This window comes from Holdemanella porci (assembly GCF_009696075.1).
Taxonomy (GTDB): Bacteria; Bacillota_I; Bacilli_A; order Erysipelotrichales; family Erysipelotrichaceae; genus Holdemanella; species Holdemanella porci.
The window spans coordinates 16,930-37,126 of the sequence record NZ_VUMR01000011.1 but is presented as its reverse complement, the minus strand read 5'-3'; the positions used below and the strand labels follow the sequence as shown (position 1 = coordinate 37,126).

Sequence of the window (20,197 nt, the reverse complement as noted above, 5' to 3'; positions counted from 1 at the left end):
ACATATTGTTACGAAAGCAACAGGTGTTGATTATGAATAGAAAAATACAAATGACAAAAAGATGTATTCGAGAAGCTTTATTCGAATGTCTAAAAGAAAAAGACATCAATAAGATCACCATTTCTAGCTTATGTGAAAAGTCCGATATCAATCGTTCCACCTTTTATAATGCAATCTAAGAACACTCGTGACTTTAGTCATGAGATGAATTGGATATGCAGATGTTAGATAAATAATTTAAAAATAAATAATAAATATAGTGCTTTGAATATATACATATGTTATAATATTGATGAAGGAAAAACATATGGAAGTTGTTAAAGGAAGAGGCTATGTCTATTCAATACAGTATCATATTGTATGGTGTGTAAAGTATCGTCGTGATGTCTTGAATGGACCGGTCGCAACAAGATTAAAAGAGCTGCTGACTCAGATTTCAAAGGATAATGGTTTTCAAATTCTGGAAATGAATATGGAGGAAGATCATATCCATATGCTGATCAATTGTACGCCGCAGCATTACATTCCAAATATTATAAAAGCTATGAAGGGTGTATCGGCCAGACTCTTGATGAAAGAGTTTGGGGATGATCTAAGATCCAAGTTATGGGGTGGACATCTATGGAATCCTTCTTATTTTGTAGCTACAGTTTCTGAAAATACAGAAGAACAGATTATAGAGTATATAAGAAGTCAAAAAAGAAAATAGCGAATCAATAAGGAGAAATCATCATGGAAAAGGCATTCAAGTATCGTATGTATCCAAATAGAGAACAAAGAATATTGCTGGCCAAGACTTTTGGCTGCACTCGTTTTGTATATAATCATTACCTGGCAAAACGTAAGGATGCCTATGAAAAAGATGGAATCACGTTAAGTTATTCGGCATGTGCTAAGGATCTAGTTTCTTTAAAGAAAGAATATGAATGGCTTAAGGAAGTGGATTCGATTGCTCTACAGTCCAGTGTAAAGAATCTGGATACGGCATATATCAATTTCTTTCGAAAAAAGGCGGAATATCCTAGATTCAAATCGAAGAAGACACATCGTTATTCATATACAACAAAATATACGAATGGAAATATTGAACTGTATGAAAATAAGGTCAAGCTTCCTAAGATTGGTCTTGTAAAGATAAAGAAAACACGAACGCCAAAGGGAAGACTATTGAGTGCAACGGTATCACAAGTACCAAGTGGAAAGTATTATGTTTCATTATGTTATACGGATGTAGAAGAAGTCTTATTTCCACTAACATACAATGAAACAGGTATAGATCTAGGTATCAAGGATTTTATTGTATTGAGTAATGGAGAAAAGGTGGAGAATCCAAAATATCTGAAGAAGTCGATTGAGAAACTGAAAAAGCTACAGAAGCAGCAGTCACGAAAAACAAAGGGCGGCCGCAACTGGATCAAAAACAGGATCAAGATCGCAAGACTTCATGAAAAGATAGCGAATCAAAGAATGGATTTTGTCAACAAACTATCTACTAGAATCATTACAGAATATGACATTATCTGCATTGAAGATTTAAAAGTAGACAATATGCTTAAAAACCACAATCTAGCCCAGTCTATATCGGATGTATCCTGGTCAAAGTTTACAACACAGCTAGAATATAAAGCAAAGTGGTATGGAAAGGTAATCAAGAAAGTGGATACATTCTATGCGAGCAGTCAGACCTGTCATTGTTGCGGATATAAGAATGAAGGAACAAAAGATTTAACAGTAAGAGAATGGATATGCCCAAAATGCCATTCAAATCATGACAGAGATATAAATGCATCCATCAATATATTGATGCAAGGCATATTAGCAAATTAACTAAAATTAATAAAAACCGCAGGAACTGCGGGGATAGCTTGGTAAGAAAGGCTTCGATGGAAACCTGTTCCCAAGAATCTTGTCACTTCAGTGATGAGAGGTTCAAAAATATTATGGTAGTCAATATGATGTCATTAAAGAAATGGAGCAAGAAGTCATACAATTGATCAATGAACAATTAAATGATCAGCCAAAAGAAACTTTTTTTATCCAATTACTCCAATTTTTAAAATCCAATAAAGAAACCATCAAAATCTTTTTTGAATGCAATGTCGACAATGAATTTCCTAAACAAGTTCTAGCACTCGATTCCATCAATAATCAGCTTGAACAAGTCTCACAAAATAATCCATACATCAAAAACTACATTCTTTTTGGATCCTTGGCAACCATCCAACAATGGATCGATGCAGGATGTATTGAATCTTGTGAAGAAATTGCGAATATCATCAACAGTATTGTAGATAAATTAGTACGTTAATCAAGAATTCGCTTATTGTAAACACGAATTGAAATCCTCATAGAAATAAAATATAGAATAAAACTTGTAATCAATAAACCTACACTAAACATAATAGGATCTAATGTGTTCAATAATGATTCAATCGATTGAAAGAACTTAGGAATAAATTGATTTAAGAAAGCGAATAAGAAGGTACATCCAAACACAACCACAAATAAAACAATTCTTCCTTTTTCGTTGCCTTCCTTTAATTGAAAAGGCAAAGATAGAGCTAACAACAACAAAGCGGTTGATAAGATTATAAGTGTTTCCATGAAGCCACTTTTACTAAAACAACCTAATATTGTGACAAACACAAAACCAATCCCTGTAATAATCAAAGAAAACAAATATTTTTCTTTCACATAATCCGATTTAGAAATAGGTAACGTAAACAAAGTCTTTAAGCCGTGATTGGCTTCATCATACGAAATTGTAGATAAGCTTAATATCGCAAGAAACATCAAAATATAGCCTGTCGCAAATGAAATATCATTTATCCCACCAATGATTCCAATGCACACCATAAACAATATGACTTTCTTACTTTTTATCATCAACAAGAAATCTTTGACTAACAAACCCTTCATATAGTTTCCCCCTTGATCATATATTCCATCAAATCATCAATATGTGCTTTTTCAATGACTAGATTTGGATAGTTTTCTACATAAAATTGTCTTTCATTTGTAAGATACGTCGTGCCTATCCTTTTTAATGCATAGCTTAAATCCACAGTTTCATCTACACCCTTTAATAATGCATATGATTCTAAATCCTGTTCTTGTAGAATGATTTTTCCTTTTTCAACAAAGTAAAATTCATCACACAAGCCTTCCAAATCACTTGCGATATGCGAACTAATCAATATGGAAACCTCTTCATTTTGTTCCATATAATCCCGCAACAAATCTAACACTTCGTTTCGTGCAATCACATCTAAACCACTCGTTGGTTCATCCAACAATAATATTTTCGCATGAAGACTTGTCACAATAATGATCTTCAGTTTTGAAAGCATACCTGTAGAATATTCTTTTAATGGTTTCTTTGGATCCAGTTCAAATCGAGAAATCATAGAATCAAAATAATCACAATCAAAATGTGTATAGGAATACATTAGAATCTTTTTAATTTCAAGAACATTTAAAACCAAACTAAAACTCGAATCATTCCATACAACACCAATTTCTTCTTTATTCACTTGATTTGTATGTTTATCATCATCTTCAATTAAACCAAGATACAATTTAAACAAAGTGGTCTTGCCAGAGCCATTACGACCAATTAAAGCCGTTATTGTTCCTGGCTTTAATTCAAGTTTACAATCCAATTTAAAATCATTATATGTCTTTACAAACCGCATATTCTTATTCCTCCATCAAGATTTCAAATAAATCTCTAATTTCATCCTGTGATAAATCATAAGATTTCGCTTTATCAAGTACCTTCTCTAAATTCTTTTGGATCTCAACTACACGCTGCTCATGTACCAACCCAGGATTTACCCCCAACACAAAAGAACCCTTACCTTGAACCGTTCTACATAAGCCATCCGCTTCTAATATGTCATATGCTTTTTTAACAGTTAAAGCCGATATTTTTAAATCTTTTGATAGACCACGAACACTCGGTAAAACATCTCCTTCTTTTAACTTACCATCCACAATATTTTGTTTCACTTGATTCACAATCTGTTCATAAATAGGAATCATTGAACTATTATTGATAATAATCATTGTATCACCTTCTATATAACAGTATATATCAGTGTATATCACTTGTAAAGAAAAAAATTAGGATAAAACTATCCTAATTCAAATGTCATCGTTAAACTATAACGTGCATATAGAAACTAAGCCGTGCATTTAGCGAGACAGAACACAAACCATTAAAGGACAAACGGGTAATACTCACTTGAAACGGTGAAACTAAAAACGAGTAACGTAGTCTAGAATTAGACTAATGTTTTCGTGAAACTAAGCGTTACGTTTACGAAAAAGATTTATTCTCACTTCATGAAACTAAGAATTACATTTGCTTATTCGTGCTCAATAAAGCACAAAAAACAAAGAAACATTAAGTCTCTTTGTTATTAGGGATTCGAGATGTAATCACAGATGTTCTTAGATGCAGGTGCTTTCGATGTAGGTCTTCTCTTTTTACAACTTGGACAAACCATCGTCACGGAAACCTCCAAAACACTCCCCATAGTTAAATAGAAGGCATAAAAAAAGCGGGTAAATTGATAAGGTTTACCCGTTACTAGTTTTGTCTATACATCGACAAACTTGAATTTATCGTTCCTGTATTTCCTTGCCGCTGAGGTACTCCACGTCTATTTCAAAAATTTGCACAGCCTTTCCTGCATGGGCAATTTCCTCATCAACTAACTGTTCGCTGGGATAGTATTTCATTGCAAATCGTTTTAACAGAGTTGTTGCTCTTGCACCGGATTCTACGAGGTGGCATCTGCCGAATACCACAACGCTCTGCACAAACGGTGCCCAATCTTCTTCTTTGATGGTTTCATTTCCATATACCGTGAAGCATACTTTGTCACAGGCACGCAGTGCATCTACTTTATGACCTACACGTGCTCCATGAAAATAAATTTTCTGCGCATCGTCATCGTAGACATAGTTGATAGGAATTGCATAGGGATATCCGTCATCTCCATTTACGGCAAGAACGCCACGTCGGCTGGACTGCAAAAGAGCCTTTGCCGTGTCAATGCTGATTTCATTTTTCTTTTTACGAATTGTTCTAAACATGATATTGCTCTCCTTCTTACGCTGATACAAATTACGATTCGTTGCCCACTTATTTTTTTATAAAATCGGCTCAATAACAGCACGAAAATAGTAATCTAATTCTTCTGGCGTATGTTCTTTATTATTTTTCAACCACCATAAAACCATTTCTACAAAGCTTCCTGAAATATGATTAACAAGAAATTCTTGGGGTAAGTCTTGATTTTGCTTGCGGTTGTGATTTACAAATTGTGTTTGTACCAATTCATTTAAGCTATCCTTAAAGTAACGAAGAAAAATTTCGCTACTTTCACAAGATAGTAATCCTAAAATATTGTTATCATTTTCTTGCAAATGCTGTAAAAGATGGCAAAAAACAGATTGTGGCATTTCTTCATTTGAGTAAAGTCCGTGTGTATGAGTTTTATCCATAGCACTGTCAATGATATGTCCGAACAGTTCCTTACAGACTGCATTTAATAATTCGTCTTTCGTTTCAAAATGAGCATAAAAGGTACTTCTGCCGATGTTTGCAGTATCAAGTATTTCTTGTACTGTGATATGATTGTAACTTTTCTTTTCAAGCAATGTGCTGAATGCATGAAAAATGGCTTCTCGTGTCTTCTGCTGTCGTCTGTCCATTATCTTCCTCCGTACAAATTTGAAAAAATGTTCAATAACGTACATTTCTTTTGATTTAATTATTGTCCGCCCAAATATGCTAATGATACAATCGAACAAGATGTTAGATAACCTACAAATCATATCGTAGTACTTTGGAGGTGTCAAGAAAATGGAAACAGAACAGAAAATCAAGAAAGGGATATCATTTGCGATACTTGCAGCAGTACTGTATGCCATAAATGCTCCTTTTTCAAAGATATTGCTTGAATTTATGCCGCCTACTTTAATGGCTGGTTTTCTTTATGTTGGTGCAGGAGTAGGAATGATATTTATTGCTCTTATACGGAAAATAAAGAAATATGAAGCAAAAGAATTAAAATTAACAAAATCAGAGTTACCATACACGATTGCAATGATAGTTTTAGATATTGCTGCTCCTATTTGTTTGCTGTTTGGTCTAAACTATACAACTGCCGCAAATGCGTCGTTGCTTAATAACTTTGAAATTGTAGCAACAGCGATAATTGCTCTTATGGTATTCAAAGAAAAAATCAGCACAAGACTGTGGTTTGGGATATTTTTTGTTACGTTATCCTGTGGAATACTGTCTTTTGAAGATGTATCAAGTCTGCGTTTTTCATATGGTTCGTTTTTTGTTTTACTTGCCGCCATTTGTTGGGGATTTGAGAATAATTGCACTCGAAAAATATCGTCAAAAGATCCATTGCAGATTGTTCTGCTAAAAGGAATATTTTCGGGTATCGGTTCCCTCATTATCGGATTGTTTATTGGAGAACGGATAGAGGCACTTTGGAGTATCGTTGCTGTTCTTTGTGTAGGATTTGTAGCATTCGGATTGAGTATTTACTTTTACGTATATGCACAAAGATTACTTGGTGCAGCACGAACAAGTGCTTATTATGCCGTTGCTCCATTTATAGCAGCAATTCTTTCGCTGATTATCTTTAGAGAAATGCCTGAAGTTACTTATTTTGTCGCACTTGTGTTAATGATTGTAGGTGCTTGGCTTTCTTCGCAAGATAAGCCGCTAATCAAAAAAGTTAAAAATGAGTAAAGGAAATGGCGTAGAGAAACATTTAAATTCCGATTGTCATCATTAAACTATAATGTGCATATAGAAACTAAGCCGTGTATTTAGCGAGAATTTTCATGAAACTAACAGATTCTTTAAGAAACTAACAATTTCTTTTAAAAAATTATCTTGTTTCTTCATTATGAAACTATAAGCTTCTTTTACGAAAAAGATTTGTTCTAATTTCATGAAACTAAGAACTTCCAAAGTTTGCTTCGTTTGTTTGTGTTCTAAAGAAATTAATTGCTAATTCTCCAGCAAGGTCCAAACCTGAGATATACAACGTCTTGCTATCTTTATCAGGTTTATAATATCTGCAAAGTGCATCGGATGTTTCGTAGATTGAATTGGCCAATGTCAAAAATAGTACTGAGATAGCGCTGCAGACGATATCCTTTCCTATCGGAGCGTAACGAGCATGGCCATGTACTTCAATCAGGCAATCACTTTCTGTCTGTTTTATTTTAATTTTTATCACATAGTATCACTCCCTTGCATAATAAAAGGCCACTCATTTGAGTGACCATAATTACATCATATTTTTTTCTATAGAATAACACCCAACAAAGAAGATAGCACGACATTAAAAGAATCTTTTACAAATTCAGATGCTTTTTTCATGCCACTGTTTTCTTCCAAAAAGATAACACCTTCATAGGTAATCTTGAATGGCGGATCGTTTTCTATATAAAGTTTAACATCCTTATACTTGTTCTCATATACCTTAAATCCTTTGATGTAGCCATGGGTTACTAACGTGCAAATAATTTCCAACCAATAGTTTTTAGGAATATCAAAGAGTTTTGAATTATATGAAAAGTCTTCTAACCTTGCTTCTTTGCCAAGTTTCATGCATTCATATAAATACTTTAAAATCTTGTACATCAATACCTGCATATCGTTACTAGCCATAATAGTATCTCCTTTCGCTATAAGTAAAAAAGAAAAGCCGACGCTTTGCCGACTCATCTGTTAAAAAGTAACTTTTTTTCCTCGCTCACGCATGAATTCTCTAGCAATTTCCAAAGCTGACTCCAACGCTTCTTGTTGTAACTCAGCTGGTATTTCAAAGTTCTTCATTTCCTCGGCTGAAGGCATTTTACTATCATCAATAATATAGTCAGAGCCTTCGTATAATTCTTCAAGAGTCATCTTTTTTTTCTTATTTTTCGACATAGTCCAAGCACCCCATTTTATTCAACATTTTGATTAAAGATTCAGAACATTTAGATTCAATTGCTCCTTCACTATATCCTTGATACTTTACTTTAGTATCATGATAGACCTTCTCAACCAGACTGTCAATTTCATCTTTCTCTAAGCCTTTTAATTTTTTTAATATGTACAAGGTTCCGTCATGACAGGCTATAATAGAAGACGCCTGTTTTTTTCGCTCATATAACTTCTGTATATCGTCTCTTGAAGGTAATGAACTGTTGGGGTGGTTGTGCAAAACCTCAAAAGTACTTTCTAATTCTTCTAAAAATTTACTTTCTTTCTTTGAAAAACCACATTGGTGTTTCATGCCTCTTTTGGCTGCTTCTGTATTTTTCACTAATAACTCTCTCTTTCTAGAGTGAACAGCTATTATATGTTCAAACTCTGTATCATTATTATCATCTAAGATTTTTAAGACCTCCTGATATAGGCATTCGTTAACTGATTTATGCTCAGTTATGTTCTCATATTTATCATGATACTTTTTTGAATTCATTAATTTAGCATCTACATGGCAAGGGCCGGTCTTACCAGTTTCCTTAATATATGATTTTTCTTTTTCTTGAGCATTTAATGTTTTCCACTCATCAAACCTTAAACTATGCTCTCCATTTGCTAGGCCATCTAACCAATTCTCATATATTTTCCTATCTGAATAAGGTGCTGTACTGCAGTGACAATTTGGATGCATAGGTGGAGCGTTTTCTCCTATTTCCATGTCTTTAAGCTTGAATGTTTTGCCATCCATTTCTTTACACAAACGACAAACATCTTTTAAGCTACACGCTATATATTCATACTCATCAATTCCGTTAGCTTCATAAGATTCTGCCTGTGCTTGTGTTTGAACTCGTGCAATTTCTGTTCGCAACAATCTTTCTGCATTGCATCTTGATACATCAGTGAAAGCACAATAAAACAAAGAAACATTAAGTCTCTTTGTTCTTAGGCGTTCGAGATGCAATCACAGATATTCTTAGATGCAGGTGCTTTCGATGAAGGTCTTCTCTTTTTATAACTTGGACAAACCATCCTCACCAAGACATCCAAAACACTCCCAATAGTTAAATAGAAGGCATAAAAAAAGCAGGTAAATCGATGAGATTTACCCGTTACTAGTTTTGTCTTTACATCGACAAACTGGAAGTTTTTAAAGATAAATCTCACAATATTTGAAAATCGCATCCCACTATGTCACAAAAAATGCAGCGAACTTTGCAAACGTGTGTCTTTGAAATGTAGTAAGTGTGCAAACTTAAAGTTATCTATGTTTCGTATTCTCCCAATCTACTTTCAGCAAACTATACACACAAGCATCCACGATACCTTTATTGTTAAAATCAGCTTGGCGTAATGTTCCTTCATAAGTTAATCCGCATTTTTCCATTACTTTTCCTGAGTGTGGATTATTTGGATCATGCTGAGACTCAATTCGATTTGCTCCAACTTCATCAAATAAATATGGAATTATTGCGCCAAATGCTTCTGTCGCAAATCCCTTGTGCCACCATTTACTGCCAATGCAATAACCTATATGTAGAATGTTCAGTGATTCATTGCTATCAACAACACTTATTGTGCCAATAGGTTCCCCAAACTCTTTAAGGACAATTGCCCACTGATAAAAATCTTTCTCTTTACTTTTTTCTATCCAATCCTTTATTACTCTTTCCGTTATTGCCACGCTAGCATGTGTAGGCCATCTTAAAAATTCTGTAACCTTCTCGTCAGAAGTCCAATTCTTGTATGAAGCATTTATGTCATCTATACAAAATGGCCTTAGTATTAGTCTATCTGTTTCTATTCGCTTAGTTCCTTTATGTTGCATACTATTATTCCACCAAATTCCGATTTATTAAATTATTTTAACACAAAATATAAGTGGTTTGTAGAGAGGAAATATATCGTGTTTAATTTCATACAAAAATTTGTACCACTATCATATTACCAATTTGTAAACGTAATTCTTAGTTTAACCGTTTTAGTACCCACTCACTGTATGAGTTTTGCAAAAGAAGTTGTTAGTTTAAGGAAAATGTGTTCATTTCACTAAATCACTTTTCTAAACAAAGCTCTTGGTTTAAGAAAAATGAGAAAATAAACATAAAAAAGAGCAACAACGGAAGTTATTAGTTTTGGAGAGGCATCACATAAGTTTCACAAAAGAAACGAAAAAAAGGGAAAGCCGTTAAGCTTTACCCGTTACTAGTTTTGTCTATACATCAAAAAATTCCTTTGCGTTATTATAGAAAATATCTTCTAAGCCTTGTTCATCTACGCCACACATTAATACTTTTTGCATCTCAACTGTAGGATGATGGAAAGGAGTATCCGTTCCAAACATTATACGATTATGGCCAACCGTATCATACGCTTCTTTAATTTTTGTATGCATAGGCATACCCGACATTTCCAAGTAAATATTTGGATATCGTCGAGCCATTTTTAATGCTGCATCAATATAAACTCCATGACCATGTCCCATATGAATCATTAGTACTTTACAGTTGGGATGTCTTTGGGCAAGTAATCCAATTTGCCAAGGAAGTGAATAAGGAGGATGCCCCGAATGTATACAAACAGGAATACCATATTCTTCGCCTTTATCTAATACAGGATCTACGATTTCACTATCCGCACAATATGCATGGCGTAATGGCTGTAGCTTAATGGCCTTAAAACCAAGCTTTATATATTTATCAATCAAATCTAAACAATTTGGCTCTAAAGGATTCACATAGACACATCCTTCAATACGTCCTGGATATTTCTGCATAGCCTTGTAAGCTTCTTCATTATCCAAAACACAGATCATTGTCGTTTCAATTTCATATGTATCCATTAACGAAATTAATTCGTCTGCATCCATTTTTACATTGGCCCATCCACCAATATATCCTAAATGTGCATGTGCATCGATTTTTTTCATGCGACAACTCCTTGCAAAGATAATACTTTAGATTTAGCTAAGATATTGGCAACAATCGCATAAATAACAAGTCCCATAATCGTTTGAGCTAAAAGTCTAGGTACAGACGCAAAGGCGACTGTTGCTGTAAATAAAGGAATTTTAAATAGTGTATATGCGAAACATTGAAACAAACCACCAAGGATAGCTCCAACGATCCAATCTAATTTTTCATTGTTTCCCTTTTCAAGTACAACACCCATAATATATCCCATAATGAATTTAAAGATAAATGTAGGAAGCACCCAAATCATGGCTCCAGTCAATAAATCACTTAATGCGGCTCCTAATCCTGCAGCTAAAGCCCCATCTTTTTTACCTAAGACAAGTACAGCTAAAAATGCCATACAATCTCCCATATGTGTATATCCTCCAGTTGCTGGATTTGGAAGTTTAATTGTAAATGTACATACGAAGATCAACGCGATCATTAAAGCTGTTTTGGCAATTCTTTTTGTTGTTTCATTTGTCATAATCATTTCTCCTTTTTAAAACTTGTCCTTATATTATCATTTTACTGTATTCTTTTAAACGTACAGTTTTAACTTAATTTTAAAGGACAGTAATTTAAGAAACATTTAAGGATTACATGTTTTAATAAGTCCATGAAAAAATTATTAATGTCACTCTTATTGATTTTTTGTATAGGATGCACCTTTACATTACTCAATGAAACTAATAGAAACATTTCTGCCAAAAGCACAAAAGAAACCATTATGATTGATGCTGGTCATGGAGGATATGATGTAGGGGCTGAAAGCAACTATGGCGATTATGAAAAAAATATCAATTTAGATATCGCACTACTTGTTGGAAAACAACTCAAGTCCTATGGCCATAAAGTTGTATATACACGTACAAGTGACTCTGTTTCATGGTCAAATGATAATACAGAAGATTTACAAACGCGTTGTGATTTAGCAAATAAAAAGAATGCAGATCTCTTTGTATCCATACATTTAAATTCAAGTGTATATGAAGCCAATGGATATGAAATCTATTGTGATTTCAACAACAAGAATACGGTGAAATTGTCTAACTCCATTCTTAAGCAGCTTGATCAATTGGATTATTCAACCAATAGAGGCTTGTTAGACACCAATGAAACCCCATTGTATATTGTCAAAAACAACAAAATGGATGCCATTTTGATTGAAGCTGGCTTTATATCGGATGATTCGGATTTATATTATCTTAAAAATCATACTGACAATATTGCCACAGCCATTGCCGTAGGCATCAAAAAAAGTCTGAATGAATAATCAGACTCTTTATTTTGCAAATTGAGCATTATACAATCTTGCATAAACTCCATTCATATTCAATAATTCTTCATGTGTGCCTTGTTCAACGATATCTCCATGTTCAAGCACCAAAATCTTATCTGCATTAATGATTGTAGATAAACGGTGTGCAATCACAAAACATGTACGATTTTCCATGACACGATCCATTGCACCTTGAAGACGTCTTTCAAGTCTTGTATCTACACTACTCGTAGCTTCATCTAGAATCAAGACTTCTGGATTCTTTATAAGAGCACGTGCAATCGTTAATAATTGTTTTTCACCTTGAGAAATATTGCTACCCTCTTCATTGATCAAAGTATCATAGCCATCAGTTAAAGTACGTATAAAGTGATGAACATTCGCTTGTTTTGCAGCTTCCACAATTTCATTTTTTAATACTTTTTCATTTCCATACGCAATATTTTGTTCAATACTTCCCTCAAACAACCACGTATCTTGTAGAACCAACGCAAAAAGTTTTCTTAAATCATGATATGACAATTCTCGAATATCAATACCATTAATTTTAATACTTCCACCCTTTACGTCATAGAACCGTAGTAATAAGTTTGTCAATGTTGTCTTACCTGCTCCTGTAGGACCTACAATAGCAATGGTTTGACCTTGATGTACATCAATATTAACATCCTTCATTAATAGATTATCATCATATCCAAATTGTACATGATCAAATTCAATCGTGCGAACTTCATCAATTTGACATTTGGATATAACATCCTCTTCAATTGGTTGATTTAAGAAAGTAAATAAACGTGACATGGCACTAAAGGCAGATTGTACTGCACTTGATAATTGAGATATTTGAGAAATCGGATCGTTGATTTGCCAAATATAACGAATAAAAGCTTGTAGTTGCCCTAATGCGATAGTTCCATTTAATACTTGAAGGCAACCAACAAGGCTTGCACAACCAATACTTAAATAGGTAATCAAAGAACATAATGGATTGATCAAGCTTGACACAAACTGCGCCTTAAAGCTTGATATACGCATTCTTTCATTATCCTTTTTGAAATCTTTCTAAAGCATGTTCTTGTTGATTATAAGAAAGAATCTCACTATATCCATCATACAATTCATTGATGGTACCATTCAAATCGGCTAATGTATTTTGTTGATCATCAAATAGAGGCTGTGATTTCTTAACTACAAATTTTGATAAAAGCGCAATAACAGGTAATGCCACAAGAATAATACACGTCATTAGCACATTGATTCTTAGCATCATGAATAGCACAAAAGTAAATGTACATATAGCCGAAATCACTCGTGATAAAGTTTGTTGCAACGCATTCGATAGTGTATCCACATCATTTGTGATACGTGATAATAACTCTCCCGTTTTTTCTTGATCAAAATAAGATACAGGTAAATGATGAATTTTATTCTCAATCGCATTACGAACATCAAACATCGTCTTCTGAATCGCATCCGTCATAAAAACAGCCATTAAAAATTGAGATATTGTCTTCACAATATAGATGGAAAATAAGATACATAAGATATGTACAACTTTATCTACCTGAATTGGTTGATGCGCTGAAATATCTGCAGCTAATTGCGTAGTAATCATACCTTCTACAGTTGGATTTAAGGCAAAAGTCACTTGGGCTGTAATAACCATTAAAATTCCAAATAACAATTTAAAGCGATACGGCTTTATAAACACAAACAGATGAGATAGACATTCAGTAAACTTCATTTTCTTAGTTTCTTTCAAAATCATCCAACTCCTTTTGTGTTAATTGTGAATGAGCAATCTCTTGATACACACTACAATCCTTTAACAATTGTGCATGTGTTCCCATTCCAATAATCTGACCTTCATCCAAAACAATGATCATATCCGAATCCATAATGGTAGAAATTCTTTGGGCAACCACAAAGAAAATCGCATTCTTTACTTCAGGTTTTAATGCCTTTCTTAATGTTGCATCCGTTTTAAAATCTAAAGCACTAAAACTATCATCATAAATATAAAGGGACGGCTTTTTTAAGATAACACGAGCAATCGATAACCTTTGTTTCTGACCACCCGAAATATTCGTTCCATCCTCTGCAATTTCATCTTCATACCCGTGCTCTCTTGTCGAAATAAACTCGCTGGCTTGCGCAACCGTTGCTGCATGAACCATCTCTTCAACACTAGCCTCAGGCTTACCAAAACAAATATTCGATTGAATACTTCCCTTAAACATATGTGCCTTTTGTGCAACATATCCAATTTGGGTACGTAAACTCTCTAAATTATATTTACGAATATCAACACCATTGATTTCAATCAATCCACGACTTACATCATAAAATCGATTCATTAATTTGACTAATGTACTCTTACCAGATCCTGTACTTCCAATCACGGCAATCTTTTGTCCTTTATGACATGAAAAATCAATGTTCTTTAAAACGGCTTCTTCTCCATTTGGATAAGAAAAACTGACATCTTTAAAACTCAATGTTTGAATTGAATCCAATTGAATAGAATTTTCATCATTGATAATACTTGGCTTTGTATCCAACACGTCCATAATACGCTTAGCCGATACATTCGCTCTAGGATACATCATAAACACCATACAGAAAATCAATACAGACATCATAACGTGGAATAAGTATTCTACAAAGGCCACTACATTTCCTAAGGTAATCGCATTCGAATTTAGTAAAGTACAACTTAAATAATATACAATCACCGTTGCGATATTCATCAAAAAGAAAAAAGATGGTTCCGTACAAGACATCAATTTAAATAGTTTTGCGCTTTGATCTCGATAGAAATCATTTTCATTAGAGAAACGTTTCTTTTCATACTCTTGTTTATTAAAAGAACGAATAACACGAATTCCCGTAATATTTTCACGCAAAATTTGATTAATGTGGTCAATCGACTTTTGTTGGTTCTCACTCAATGGTTCACTTACTTTGGCAACAATGATCACGCCCAAAATAACAACAGGAATCGTAGCTAAGACTACATAAGATAGTTCTAAAGAGATTTTTAAAATTAACATAACCGAAACACACATCATAACCGGTGTTAATAATGCAGATTTTAAAATCACATTTAAAAATAACATAATTTGATAGGCATCATTATTTGTACGTGTAATCATACTGGATACACCAAACTTTTCCATTTCAGCAGCCGAGAATGCTTGTGCATGTTCAAAAACGTCATTACGAATATCACGCGTAATATTTGTCGATATTTTTGAGCAGCAATAGCCAAGTAGCACAACCCCACTTACACCAATCACACTAATGAATGCCATCAACCCAAAACGACTATATAAATAAGTTGTGTCTTGTGTTTCAATACCATGATCAATCATATCTGAAATGATAGTTGGAATTCCAAGTTCAACAAGGGCAAAACCAAATACGCTTATAAAATCCAACAAGAACCATTTTTTATATTTCATTAAATATTTCCATATAAGCTTCATAAATTCCCCCTACAAAATAAAAGGGGTTCAATAGAACCCCGAATCAATTATTCACCTAATTTAGTTTTAACTGTTTCTAAAACTTCATCAGCAGTGTCTTTATTTAAGCATTCTTGAGCTAATCCTTGCATTTCTTCATAGCTTAAAGATTTAACAACCTTACGAGCCTTTAAGATTTGAGTAGCACTCATTGAGAATTCGTCAAGACCTAAACCTAAAAGAATAGGAACTGCATGTGGTTCACCAGCCATGGCTCCACACATTCCAACCCATTTACCATGTTCGTGAGCACCTTTGATTGTGTTAGCAACTAAACGTAATACACTTGGGTTGTATGGTTGATACAAGTATGAAACGTGTTCAGACATACGGTCAGCAGCCATAGAGTATTGGATCAAGTCATTTGTACCAATTGAGAAGAAGTCTGCATATTTAGCAAATTGATCAGCAAGAACTGCAGCAGCAGGAATTTCAACCATCATACCTACTTCAATGCTGTCACTAACTGCAACACCTTCAGCAACTAATTCAGCCTTAACTTCTTCAAAAATTGCCTTCGCATCACAGAATTCTTTAACTGTAGCAATCATTGGGAACATGATGCAAAGTCTTCCATACACGGATGCACGGCATAATGCACGTAATTGAGTTTTGAAGATATCTGTTTCTTTTAAGCAAAGACGGATTGCACGGTATCCTAAGAATGGGTTCATTTCTTGAGGGAACTCATAGTAAGATAAGTGTTTATCTCCACCAATGTCTAATGTACGTACAACAACTTTTTTACCTTGCATACCTTCTAATACTTGTTTGTATGCTTCAAATTGTTCGTCTTCTGTTGGGAAGTGATCTGAATCCATGTATAAGAATTCTGTACGGAACAATCCGACACCTTCACCACCATTAGTCAATACACCTTCAACATCTTTGAATCCACCGATGTTACCAGCAAGTTCAACTTCGTGTCCATCTTTAGTTACTGATTTTTCGTTTTTCAATACTTTTAATTCTTCTTTTTCTTTTAAGAATGCTTCAGCCTTAGCTTCATATTTAGCAATTGTTGCTTCATCAGGATTGATTTCAACAACACCATCTAATGCATCTAATGCTAAAGTATCACCAGTTTTACATGCATCACATACACCTGGGCATCCTACAACTGCAGGGATTTCCAATGAGTTAGCCATGATAGCTGAGTGAGATGTTTTACCACCGATTTCAGTAGCGAAACCTTTAACAAATTCATTTAACTGAGCTGTATCACTTGGAGTCAAGTCGTGAGCAACGATGATTGAATCTTCTGCAATGCTTGTTAAATCAGGAATTGTTAATCCTAATAAGTTACATTTTAAACGGAAAGTAACGTCTTTGATGTCAGCTGCTCTTTCACGGAAATAATCATTATCCATGCTTTCGAACATTTCAACCATTTGGTTAGCTACTTGCTCAGTTGCATATTCAGCATTTACACAATCATTTTCGATCATAGCTTTAATTTGAGCAGCTAATTCAGGGTCACCAGCCATCATCAAGTGGGCATCGAATACAGCTAATTCTTCTTCGCTTAAACGCTTAGCTGCTCTTTCTTTTACTCCTTCGATATCCTTTTTAGTTTTTTCTAGAGCATCTTCGAATTTTTTAACTTCTTCTTCAGCTACTCCTGCTTTTTTTTCAATAACAACTTTTGGTGTTTCCAATTTGTAAACTTTAGCTACAGATACACCAGCACTTGCTGCTATCCCTTTTAACATGATAAATTCCTCCTAAAACAAGCGAAAAACGCTTTCATTTACGACTTAAATTTTATCACTTTTTTTTCAAAGATACAAGAAAAGCAGACATTTGCATGCCTGCTAATTTAGCCCCTCAAATTGAAGCTTATAATATTTCGCATAAGTACCATTTAATTTCATCAATTCATCATGAGTTCCACGTTCATGCATACCTGTCGCATCAATTACGACAATCTCATCTGCATTACGAATCGTAGATAAACGATGGGCAATCGTAATACAAGTACGATTCTTGCTTAAATCTTCTAAACTTTTTTGAATGATTCTCTCACTCTCATTATCCAAAGCACTTGTTGCTTCATCTAAAATCAAGATTTTAGGATTTTTTAAGAATACACGTGCAATCGAGATACGTTGTTTTTGTCCACCCGATAAACGCGTTCCTCTTTCCCCACAGAACGTATTATATCCTTCTGGTAAAGACATAATAAAATCATGGATATTCGCTTTTTTAGCCGCTTCCACAATATCTGTATGACTTGCACCAGGTCTTCCATAAGCGATATTTTGTTCAATTGTTCCGGTAAACAAATATACATCTTGTTGTACTAAACCAATGTTTGAACGAAGAGATTTTAAAGTTACATCTTTAATATTTTGACCATCAATACAAATAGAACCGTTTGTGACATCATAAAAGCGAGACAATAACGAACAAAGTGTAGTCTTACCAGAACCACTTGGTCCCACTAAGGCAATCTTTTCACCGGCCTTGATATGTAAATTTACATCATCAATAACCTTTTCATTCTCATTATATTGGAAAGACACATGATCATAATCAATATTTCCAGAAACATTTTCTAAATCCTTGGCATTTTTAGAATCTTGAATTTCAGGAACTTCATTCATAACCTCTTCAAAACGTCTAAATCCAGAGAATCCTTTTTGGAACATCTCCGTAAATTCAACCAACACTTCAATTGGAGAAACAAAGACATTGATATATAAGGCAAACGTAGCTAACACAATTGGATTTAAATCGCCATTAGCGATAAACAGCCCACCAAATACAATGATTGTGACATATAAAAGTCCTTGGAAGAAATTATTTCCACCTTGAAAAGTACCCATAACACGATAATTGTCTTTTTTAGATTCCAAAAATTCCATGTTTGAATGATTGAATTTATCAATTTCAATGTCTTCATTCGCAAAAGATTGTACAACACGAATACCACCCAAAGAATCTTGAAGACTTGCATTCACACTACCAATCTTCTTTCTGTTTTCCATAAAGGTTCTTCGCATCTTTTTATTTTGAGAATAACTAAACACCATCATCACAACTGTCACTGCCAAAAGAATCAATGCCAATGGCCAATAAATCGTAGCCAAAATAATGAAAGATCCGACAATTTTGAATAATGAAATAAATAAGTTTTCAGGACCATGATGTGCAAACTCACAAATATCAAATAAGTCTGAAACAACACGAGACATCATAACCCCTGTATTGTGTTTATCATAATAGGAGAAAGATAAACGTTGATATTGATTGAATAAGTCTTGACGCATATCACTTTCCATGTTGGCTCCCATCACATGGCCTTGACAACTCACGTAATAACGACACAATGCACGTATCACATACATAACGAGCAAACCTATTCCTAATACGAAAACTCCTTTTAAAATTTCATTGGATGACTTCAAAAAAAATTGTCCTGTACAATAACTTAGAATCAAAGGAAAAGATAGATCAACAATACACATGATGAGTGCACAAAATAGATCCATAAAGAAAATCCCTTTATATGGTTTATAATATTGTAAAAATCGTTTAAATGTACTCATATATACCCTCCTGATTTCTGTATTATACACAAAATTTATTGAATTTTCCAAAGTAATGCTAAAATAAAATAAGAATGGAGAATGGATTATGATTAAAATTTTATTTTTTGATATTGATGGAACACTTTTAGAACTTGGCAAGAAGGAAATGCACCAAGAACTAGTTGATGCATTAAACTTAGTTAAACAAAAAGGCATCAAAATCATTTTAGCGACGGGAAGGCCACCATTTGTCGTTCCTAAATTTCATGGCATCGAATTTGATGCAGTACTTTCTTTTAATGGCTCCTATTGTTTCACCAAAAATGAATTGATTTACAAGAATCCCATGGATAAAAAAGATATTGAAACATTCGTCGAAAACGCAAAAAGACTAAATAAAGCAGTTACTCTAGCTGGAACCAATAAGATGGGATGTAATTTTGATGATGAAATCTTAGAAGAATATTTCATAATTGCCAACCAACATGTTCATGTACTTGATGAATTTAATAGTTTTATGGAAGAAGAAATTTATCAAATGATGGTTGCCACTACAGAAGATCAAGATGAGTTGATTCTAGAAAACACAACTACATTAAAAGTGGCTCGCTGGTGGAATAGAGCTTGTGATATCATTCCTTGTAATGGTGGAAAAGATATTGGTATTCAAAAGATATTGGATTACTTCAATTTCAACAAAGAGGAAGCCATGGCCTTTGGCGATGGAGGAAATGATATTTCGATGTTGAAATATGTTGGTACCGGTGTTGCGATGGGTAATGCCAAAGACAATGTAAAAGCAATAGCTGACTACATTACAGATTCTGTACAAGAAGATGGAATAGTCAGTGCACTAAAACATTTTGAAATCCTATAGAAAAAGA

24 protein-coding genes are annotated in these 20,197 nt (G+C 34.0%); 7 read left to right on the top strand and 17 right to left on the bottom strand.

The window, feature by feature from the left end:
* The first annotated feature begins 32 nt into the window (after positions 1 to 32).
* The 4 genes from FYJ55_RS03665 to FYJ55_RS03650 all read left to right on the top strand — a co-directional run bounded on the left by FYJ55_RS03665 (position 33) and on the right by FYJ55_RS03650 (position 2,308).
* Positions 33 to 179 (top strand): TetR/AcrR family transcriptional regulator, encoded by a 147-nt coding sequence (locus tag FYJ55_RS03665; protein ID WP_154555684.1) that lies wholly within the window; start codon positions 33 to 35, stop codon positions 177 to 179.
* Positions 180 to 307: 128 nt separating this feature from the next.
* A complete protein-coding gene (gene tnpA, locus FYJ55_RS03660) occupies positions 308 to 709 on the top strand; it encodes an IS200/IS605 family transposase (protein ID WP_154555683.1) in 402 nt (133 codons plus the stop codon).
* A 23-nt stretch (positions 710 to 732) separates the two neighbouring features.
* Positions 733 to 1,827, top strand: coding sequence for an IS200/IS605 family element RNA-guided endonuclease TnpB (gene tnpB, locus FYJ55_RS03655; RefSeq protein ID WP_154555682.1), 1,095 nt, complete (start codon positions 733 to 735; stop codon positions 1,825 to 1,827).
* Positions 1,828 to 1,969: 142 nt separating this feature from the next.
* Complete coding sequence (locus FYJ55_RS03650) at positions 1,970 to 2,308, top strand: TetR-like C-terminal domain-containing protein (RefSeq protein WP_154555681.1); 339 nt, start codon at positions 1,970 to 1,972, stop codon at positions 2,306 to 2,308.
* On the opposite strand, the gene FYJ55_RS03645 is transcribed toward FYJ55_RS03650, so the two are convergent.
* The 5 genes from FYJ55_RS03645 to FYJ55_RS03625 form a co-directional block, all read right to left on the bottom strand.
* On the bottom strand, positions 2,305 to 2,919 hold the full coding sequence (locus FYJ55_RS03645) for an ABC-2 transporter permease (RefSeq protein WP_154555680.1): 615 nt from the start codon (positions 2,917 to 2,919) through the stop codon (positions 2,305 to 2,307). The two genes, FYJ55_RS03650 and FYJ55_RS03645, sit on opposite strands and share 4 nt — an antisense overlap.
* Complete coding sequence (locus tag FYJ55_RS03640; RefSeq protein WP_117573277.1) at positions 2,916 to 3,695, bottom strand: ATP-binding cassette domain-containing protein; 780 nt, start codon at positions 3,693 to 3,695, stop codon at positions 2,916 to 2,918. The genes FYJ55_RS03645 and FYJ55_RS03640 overlap by 4 nt, the downstream gene beginning before the upstream one ends.
* Before the next feature lie 4 nt (positions 3,696 to 3,699).
* Positions 3,700 to 4,068 (bottom strand): GntR family transcriptional regulator, encoded by a 369-nt coding sequence (locus FYJ55_RS03635; RefSeq protein ID WP_117573275.1) that lies wholly within the window; start codon positions 4,066 to 4,068, stop codon positions 3,700 to 3,702.
* 558 nt (positions 4,069 to 4,626) lie between these two features.
* The gene (locus FYJ55_RS03630; RefSeq protein WP_154555679.1) at positions 4,627 to 5,103 is read right to left on the bottom strand and encodes a pyridoxamine 5'-phosphate oxidase family protein; all 477 of its coding nucleotides are present in this window, start codon (positions 5,101 to 5,103) and stop codon (positions 4,627 to 4,629) included.
* Between the two features lie 57 nt (positions 5,104 to 5,160).
* Entirely contained in the window at positions 5,161 to 5,724 is a 564-nt protein-coding gene (locus FYJ55_RS03625) for a TetR/AcrR family transcriptional regulator (protein WP_154555678.1), read from the bottom strand.
* A 151-nt stretch (positions 5,725 to 5,875) separates the two neighbouring features.
* On the opposite strand from FYJ55_RS03625, the gene FYJ55_RS03620 reads away from it, so the two are divergent.
* Positions 5,876 to 6,781 (top strand): DMT family transporter, encoded by a 906-nt coding sequence (locus tag FYJ55_RS03620; RefSeq protein ID WP_154555677.1) that lies wholly within the window; start codon positions 5,876 to 5,878, stop codon positions 6,779 to 6,781.
* Between the two features lie 211 nt (positions 6,782 to 6,992).
* Here FYJ55_RS03620 and FYJ55_RS03615 read toward each other — a convergent pair whose 3' ends face one another.
* The 7 genes from FYJ55_RS03615 to FYJ55_RS03585 form a co-directional block, all read right to left on the bottom strand.
* The gene (locus FYJ55_RS03615; RefSeq protein ID WP_326831835.1) at positions 6,993 to 7,277 is read right to left on the bottom strand and encodes a ribosomal-processing cysteine protease Prp; all 285 of its coding nucleotides are present in this window, start codon (positions 7,275 to 7,277) and stop codon (positions 6,993 to 6,995) included.
* 68 nt (positions 7,278 to 7,345) lie between these two features.
* Positions 7,346 to 7,711 (bottom strand): YjcQ family protein, encoded by a 366-nt coding sequence (locus FYJ55_RS03610; RefSeq protein WP_195836650.1) that lies wholly within the window; start codon positions 7,709 to 7,711, stop codon positions 7,346 to 7,348.
* A 60-nt stretch (positions 7,712 to 7,771) separates the two neighbouring features.
* Positions 7,772 to 7,975, bottom strand: coding sequence for a hypothetical protein (locus tag FYJ55_RS03605; RefSeq protein ID WP_154555675.1), 204 nt, complete (start codon positions 7,973 to 7,975; stop codon positions 7,772 to 7,774).
* Positions 7,962 to 8,939 (bottom strand): minor capsid protein, encoded by a 978-nt coding sequence (locus FYJ55_RS03600; protein ID WP_268234127.1) that lies wholly within the window; start codon positions 8,937 to 8,939, stop codon positions 7,962 to 7,964. Before FYJ55_RS03600 ends, FYJ55_RS03605 begins: the two co-directional genes overlap by 14 nt.
* Positions 8,940 to 9,278: 339 nt before the next feature.
* Entirely contained in the window at positions 9,279 to 9,845 is a 567-nt protein-coding gene (locus FYJ55_RS03595; RefSeq protein WP_154555673.1) for a GNAT family N-acetyltransferase, read from the bottom strand.
* A 387-nt stretch (positions 9,846 to 10,232) separates the two neighbouring features.
* Positions 10,233 to 10,946, bottom strand: a complete 714-nt coding sequence (locus FYJ55_RS03590) for an amidohydrolase family protein (protein ID WP_154555672.1) — start codon at positions 10,944 to 10,946, stop codon at positions 10,233 to 10,235.
* Entirely contained in the window at positions 10,943 to 11,458 is a 516-nt protein-coding gene (locus FYJ55_RS03585; RefSeq protein ID WP_154555671.1) for an ECF transporter S component, read from the bottom strand. The genes FYJ55_RS03590 and FYJ55_RS03585 overlap by 4 nt, the downstream gene beginning before the upstream one ends.
* Positions 11,459 to 11,701: 243 nt before the next feature.
* Between FYJ55_RS03585 and FYJ55_RS03580 the strand changes: the two genes are divergently transcribed.
* The gene (locus tag FYJ55_RS03580; RefSeq protein ID WP_195836648.1) at positions 11,702 to 12,247 is read left to right on the top strand and encodes an N-acetylmuramoyl-L-alanine amidase; all 546 of its coding nucleotides are present in this window, start codon (positions 11,702 to 11,704) and stop codon (positions 12,245 to 12,247) included.
* Between the two features lie 9 nt (positions 12,248 to 12,256).
* Here FYJ55_RS03580 and FYJ55_RS11550 read toward each other — a convergent pair whose 3' ends face one another.
* From FYJ55_RS11550 to FYJ55_RS03560, 5 genes are all read right to left on the bottom strand, one after another.
* Complete coding sequence (locus tag FYJ55_RS11550) at positions 12,257 to 13,288, bottom strand: ABC transporter ATP-binding protein (RefSeq protein WP_456152217.1); 1,032 nt, start codon at positions 13,286 to 13,288, stop codon at positions 12,257 to 12,259.
* A 7-nt stretch (positions 13,289 to 13,295) separates the two neighbouring features.
* Positions 13,296 to 14,015 carry an ABC transporter permease gene (locus tag FYJ55_RS11545; protein WP_456152216.1) on the bottom strand — a complete coding sequence of 240 codons (720 nt, stop codon included), beginning with the start codon at positions 14,013 to 14,015 and terminating at the stop codon, positions 13,296 to 13,298.
* A complete protein-coding gene (locus FYJ55_RS03570; RefSeq protein ID WP_154555669.1) occupies positions 14,002 to 15,741 on the bottom strand; it encodes an ABC transporter ATP-binding protein in 1,740 nt (579 codons plus the stop codon). The genes FYJ55_RS11545 and FYJ55_RS03570 overlap by 14 nt, the downstream gene beginning before the upstream one ends.
* 47 nt (positions 15,742 to 15,788) lie before the next feature.
* Positions 15,789 to 17,492 (bottom strand): phosphoenolpyruvate--protein phosphotransferase, encoded by a 1,704-nt coding sequence (ptsP, locus tag FYJ55_RS03565; protein WP_154555668.1) that lies wholly within the window; start codon positions 17,490 to 17,492, stop codon positions 15,789 to 15,791.
* 102 nt (positions 17,493 to 17,594) lie between these two features.
* Positions 17,595 to 19,331 carry an ABC transporter ATP-binding protein gene (locus tag FYJ55_RS03560; RefSeq protein WP_154555667.1) on the bottom strand — a complete coding sequence of 579 codons (1,737 nt, stop codon included), beginning with the start codon at positions 19,329 to 19,331 and terminating at the stop codon, positions 17,595 to 17,597.
* 88 nt (positions 19,332 to 19,419) lie between these two features.
* Between FYJ55_RS03560 and FYJ55_RS03555 the strand changes: the two genes are divergently transcribed.
* Entirely contained in the window at positions 19,420 to 20,190 is a 771-nt protein-coding gene (locus FYJ55_RS03555; protein ID WP_154555666.1) for a Cof-type HAD-IIB family hydrolase, read from the top strand.
* Positions 20,191 to 20,197 lie beyond the last annotated feature (7 nt).

Excerpts from the sequence above, each read along its gene's own strand:
- FYJ55_RS03650 (WP_154555681.1), top strand. The coding sequence starts at position 1,970 with ATGGAGCAAGAAGTCATACAATTGATCAATGAACAATTAAATGATCAG.
- FYJ55_RS03555 (WP_154555666.1), top strand. The coding sequence starts at position 19,420 with ATGATTAAAATTTTATTTTTTGATATTGATGGAACACTTTTAGAACTT.
- FYJ55_RS03635 (WP_117573275.1), bottom strand. The coding sequence starts at position 4,068 with ATGATTATTATCAATAATAGTTCAATGATTCCTATTTATGAACAGATT.
- FYJ55_RS11550 (WP_456152217.1), bottom strand. The coding sequence starts at position 13,288 with ATGCGTATATCAAGCTTTAAGGCGCAGTTTGTGTCAAGCTTGATCAAT.
- FYJ55_RS03570 (WP_154555669.1), bottom strand. The coding sequence starts at position 15,741 with ATGAAGCTTATATGGAAATATTTAATGAAATATAAAAAATGGTTCTTG.
- FYJ55_RS03640 (WP_117573277.1), bottom strand. The coding sequence starts at position 3,695 with ATGCGGTTTGTAAAGACATATAATGATTTTAAATTGGATTGTAAACTT.
- tnpA (WP_154555683.1), top strand. The coding sequence starts at position 308 with ATGGAAGTTGTTAAAGGAAGAGGCTATGTCTATTCAATACAGTATCAT.
- FYJ55_RS03595 (WP_154555673.1), bottom strand. The coding sequence starts at position 9,845 with ATGCAACATAAAGGAACTAAGCGAATAGAAACAGATAGACTAATACTA.
- FYJ55_RS03585 (WP_154555671.1), bottom strand. The coding sequence starts at position 11,458 with ATGACAAATGAAACAACAAAAAGAATTGCCAAAACAGCTTTAATGATC.
- FYJ55_RS03645 (WP_154555680.1), bottom strand. The coding sequence starts at position 2,919 with ATGAAGGGTTTGTTAGTCAAAGATTTCTTGTTGATGATAAAAAGTAAG.
- FYJ55_RS03630 (WP_154555679.1), bottom strand. The coding sequence starts at position 5,103 with ATGTTTAGAACAATTCGTAAAAAGAAAAATGAAATCAGCATTGACACG.
- tnpB (WP_154555682.1), top strand. The coding sequence starts at position 733 with ATGGAAAAGGCATTCAAGTATCGTATGTATCCAAATAGAGAACAAAGA.
- FYJ55_RS03590 (WP_154555672.1), bottom strand. The coding sequence starts at position 10,946 with ATGAAAAAAATCGATGCACATGCACATTTAGGATATATTGGTGGATGG.
- FYJ55_RS03665 (WP_154555684.1), top strand. The coding sequence starts at position 33 with ATGAATAGAAAAATACAAATGACAAAAAGATGTATTCGAGAAGCTTTA.
- FYJ55_RS03625 (WP_154555678.1), bottom strand. The coding sequence starts at position 5,724 with ATGGACAGACGACAGCAGAAGACACGAGAAGCCATTTTTCATGCATTC.
- ptsP (WP_154555668.1), bottom strand. The coding sequence starts at position 17,492 with ATGTTAAAAGGGATAGCAGCAAGTGCTGGTGTATCTGTAGCTAAAGTT.
- FYJ55_RS03560 (WP_154555667.1), bottom strand. The coding sequence starts at position 19,331 with ATGAGTACATTTAAACGATTTTTACAATATTATAAACCATATAAAGGG.
- FYJ55_RS03610 (WP_195836650.1), bottom strand. The coding sequence starts at position 7,711 with ATGGCTAGTAACGATATGCAGGTATTGATGTACAAGATTTTAAAGTAT.
- FYJ55_RS03605 (WP_154555675.1), bottom strand. The coding sequence starts at position 7,975 with ATGTCGAAAAATAAGAAAAAAAAGATGACTCTTGAAGAATTATACGAA.
- FYJ55_RS03580 (WP_195836648.1), top strand. The coding sequence starts at position 11,702 with ATGATTGATGCTGGTCATGGAGGATATGATGTAGGGGCTGAAAGCAAC.
- FYJ55_RS03620 (WP_154555677.1), top strand. The coding sequence starts at position 5,876 with ATGGAAACAGAACAGAAAATCAAGAAAGGGATATCATTTGCGATACTT.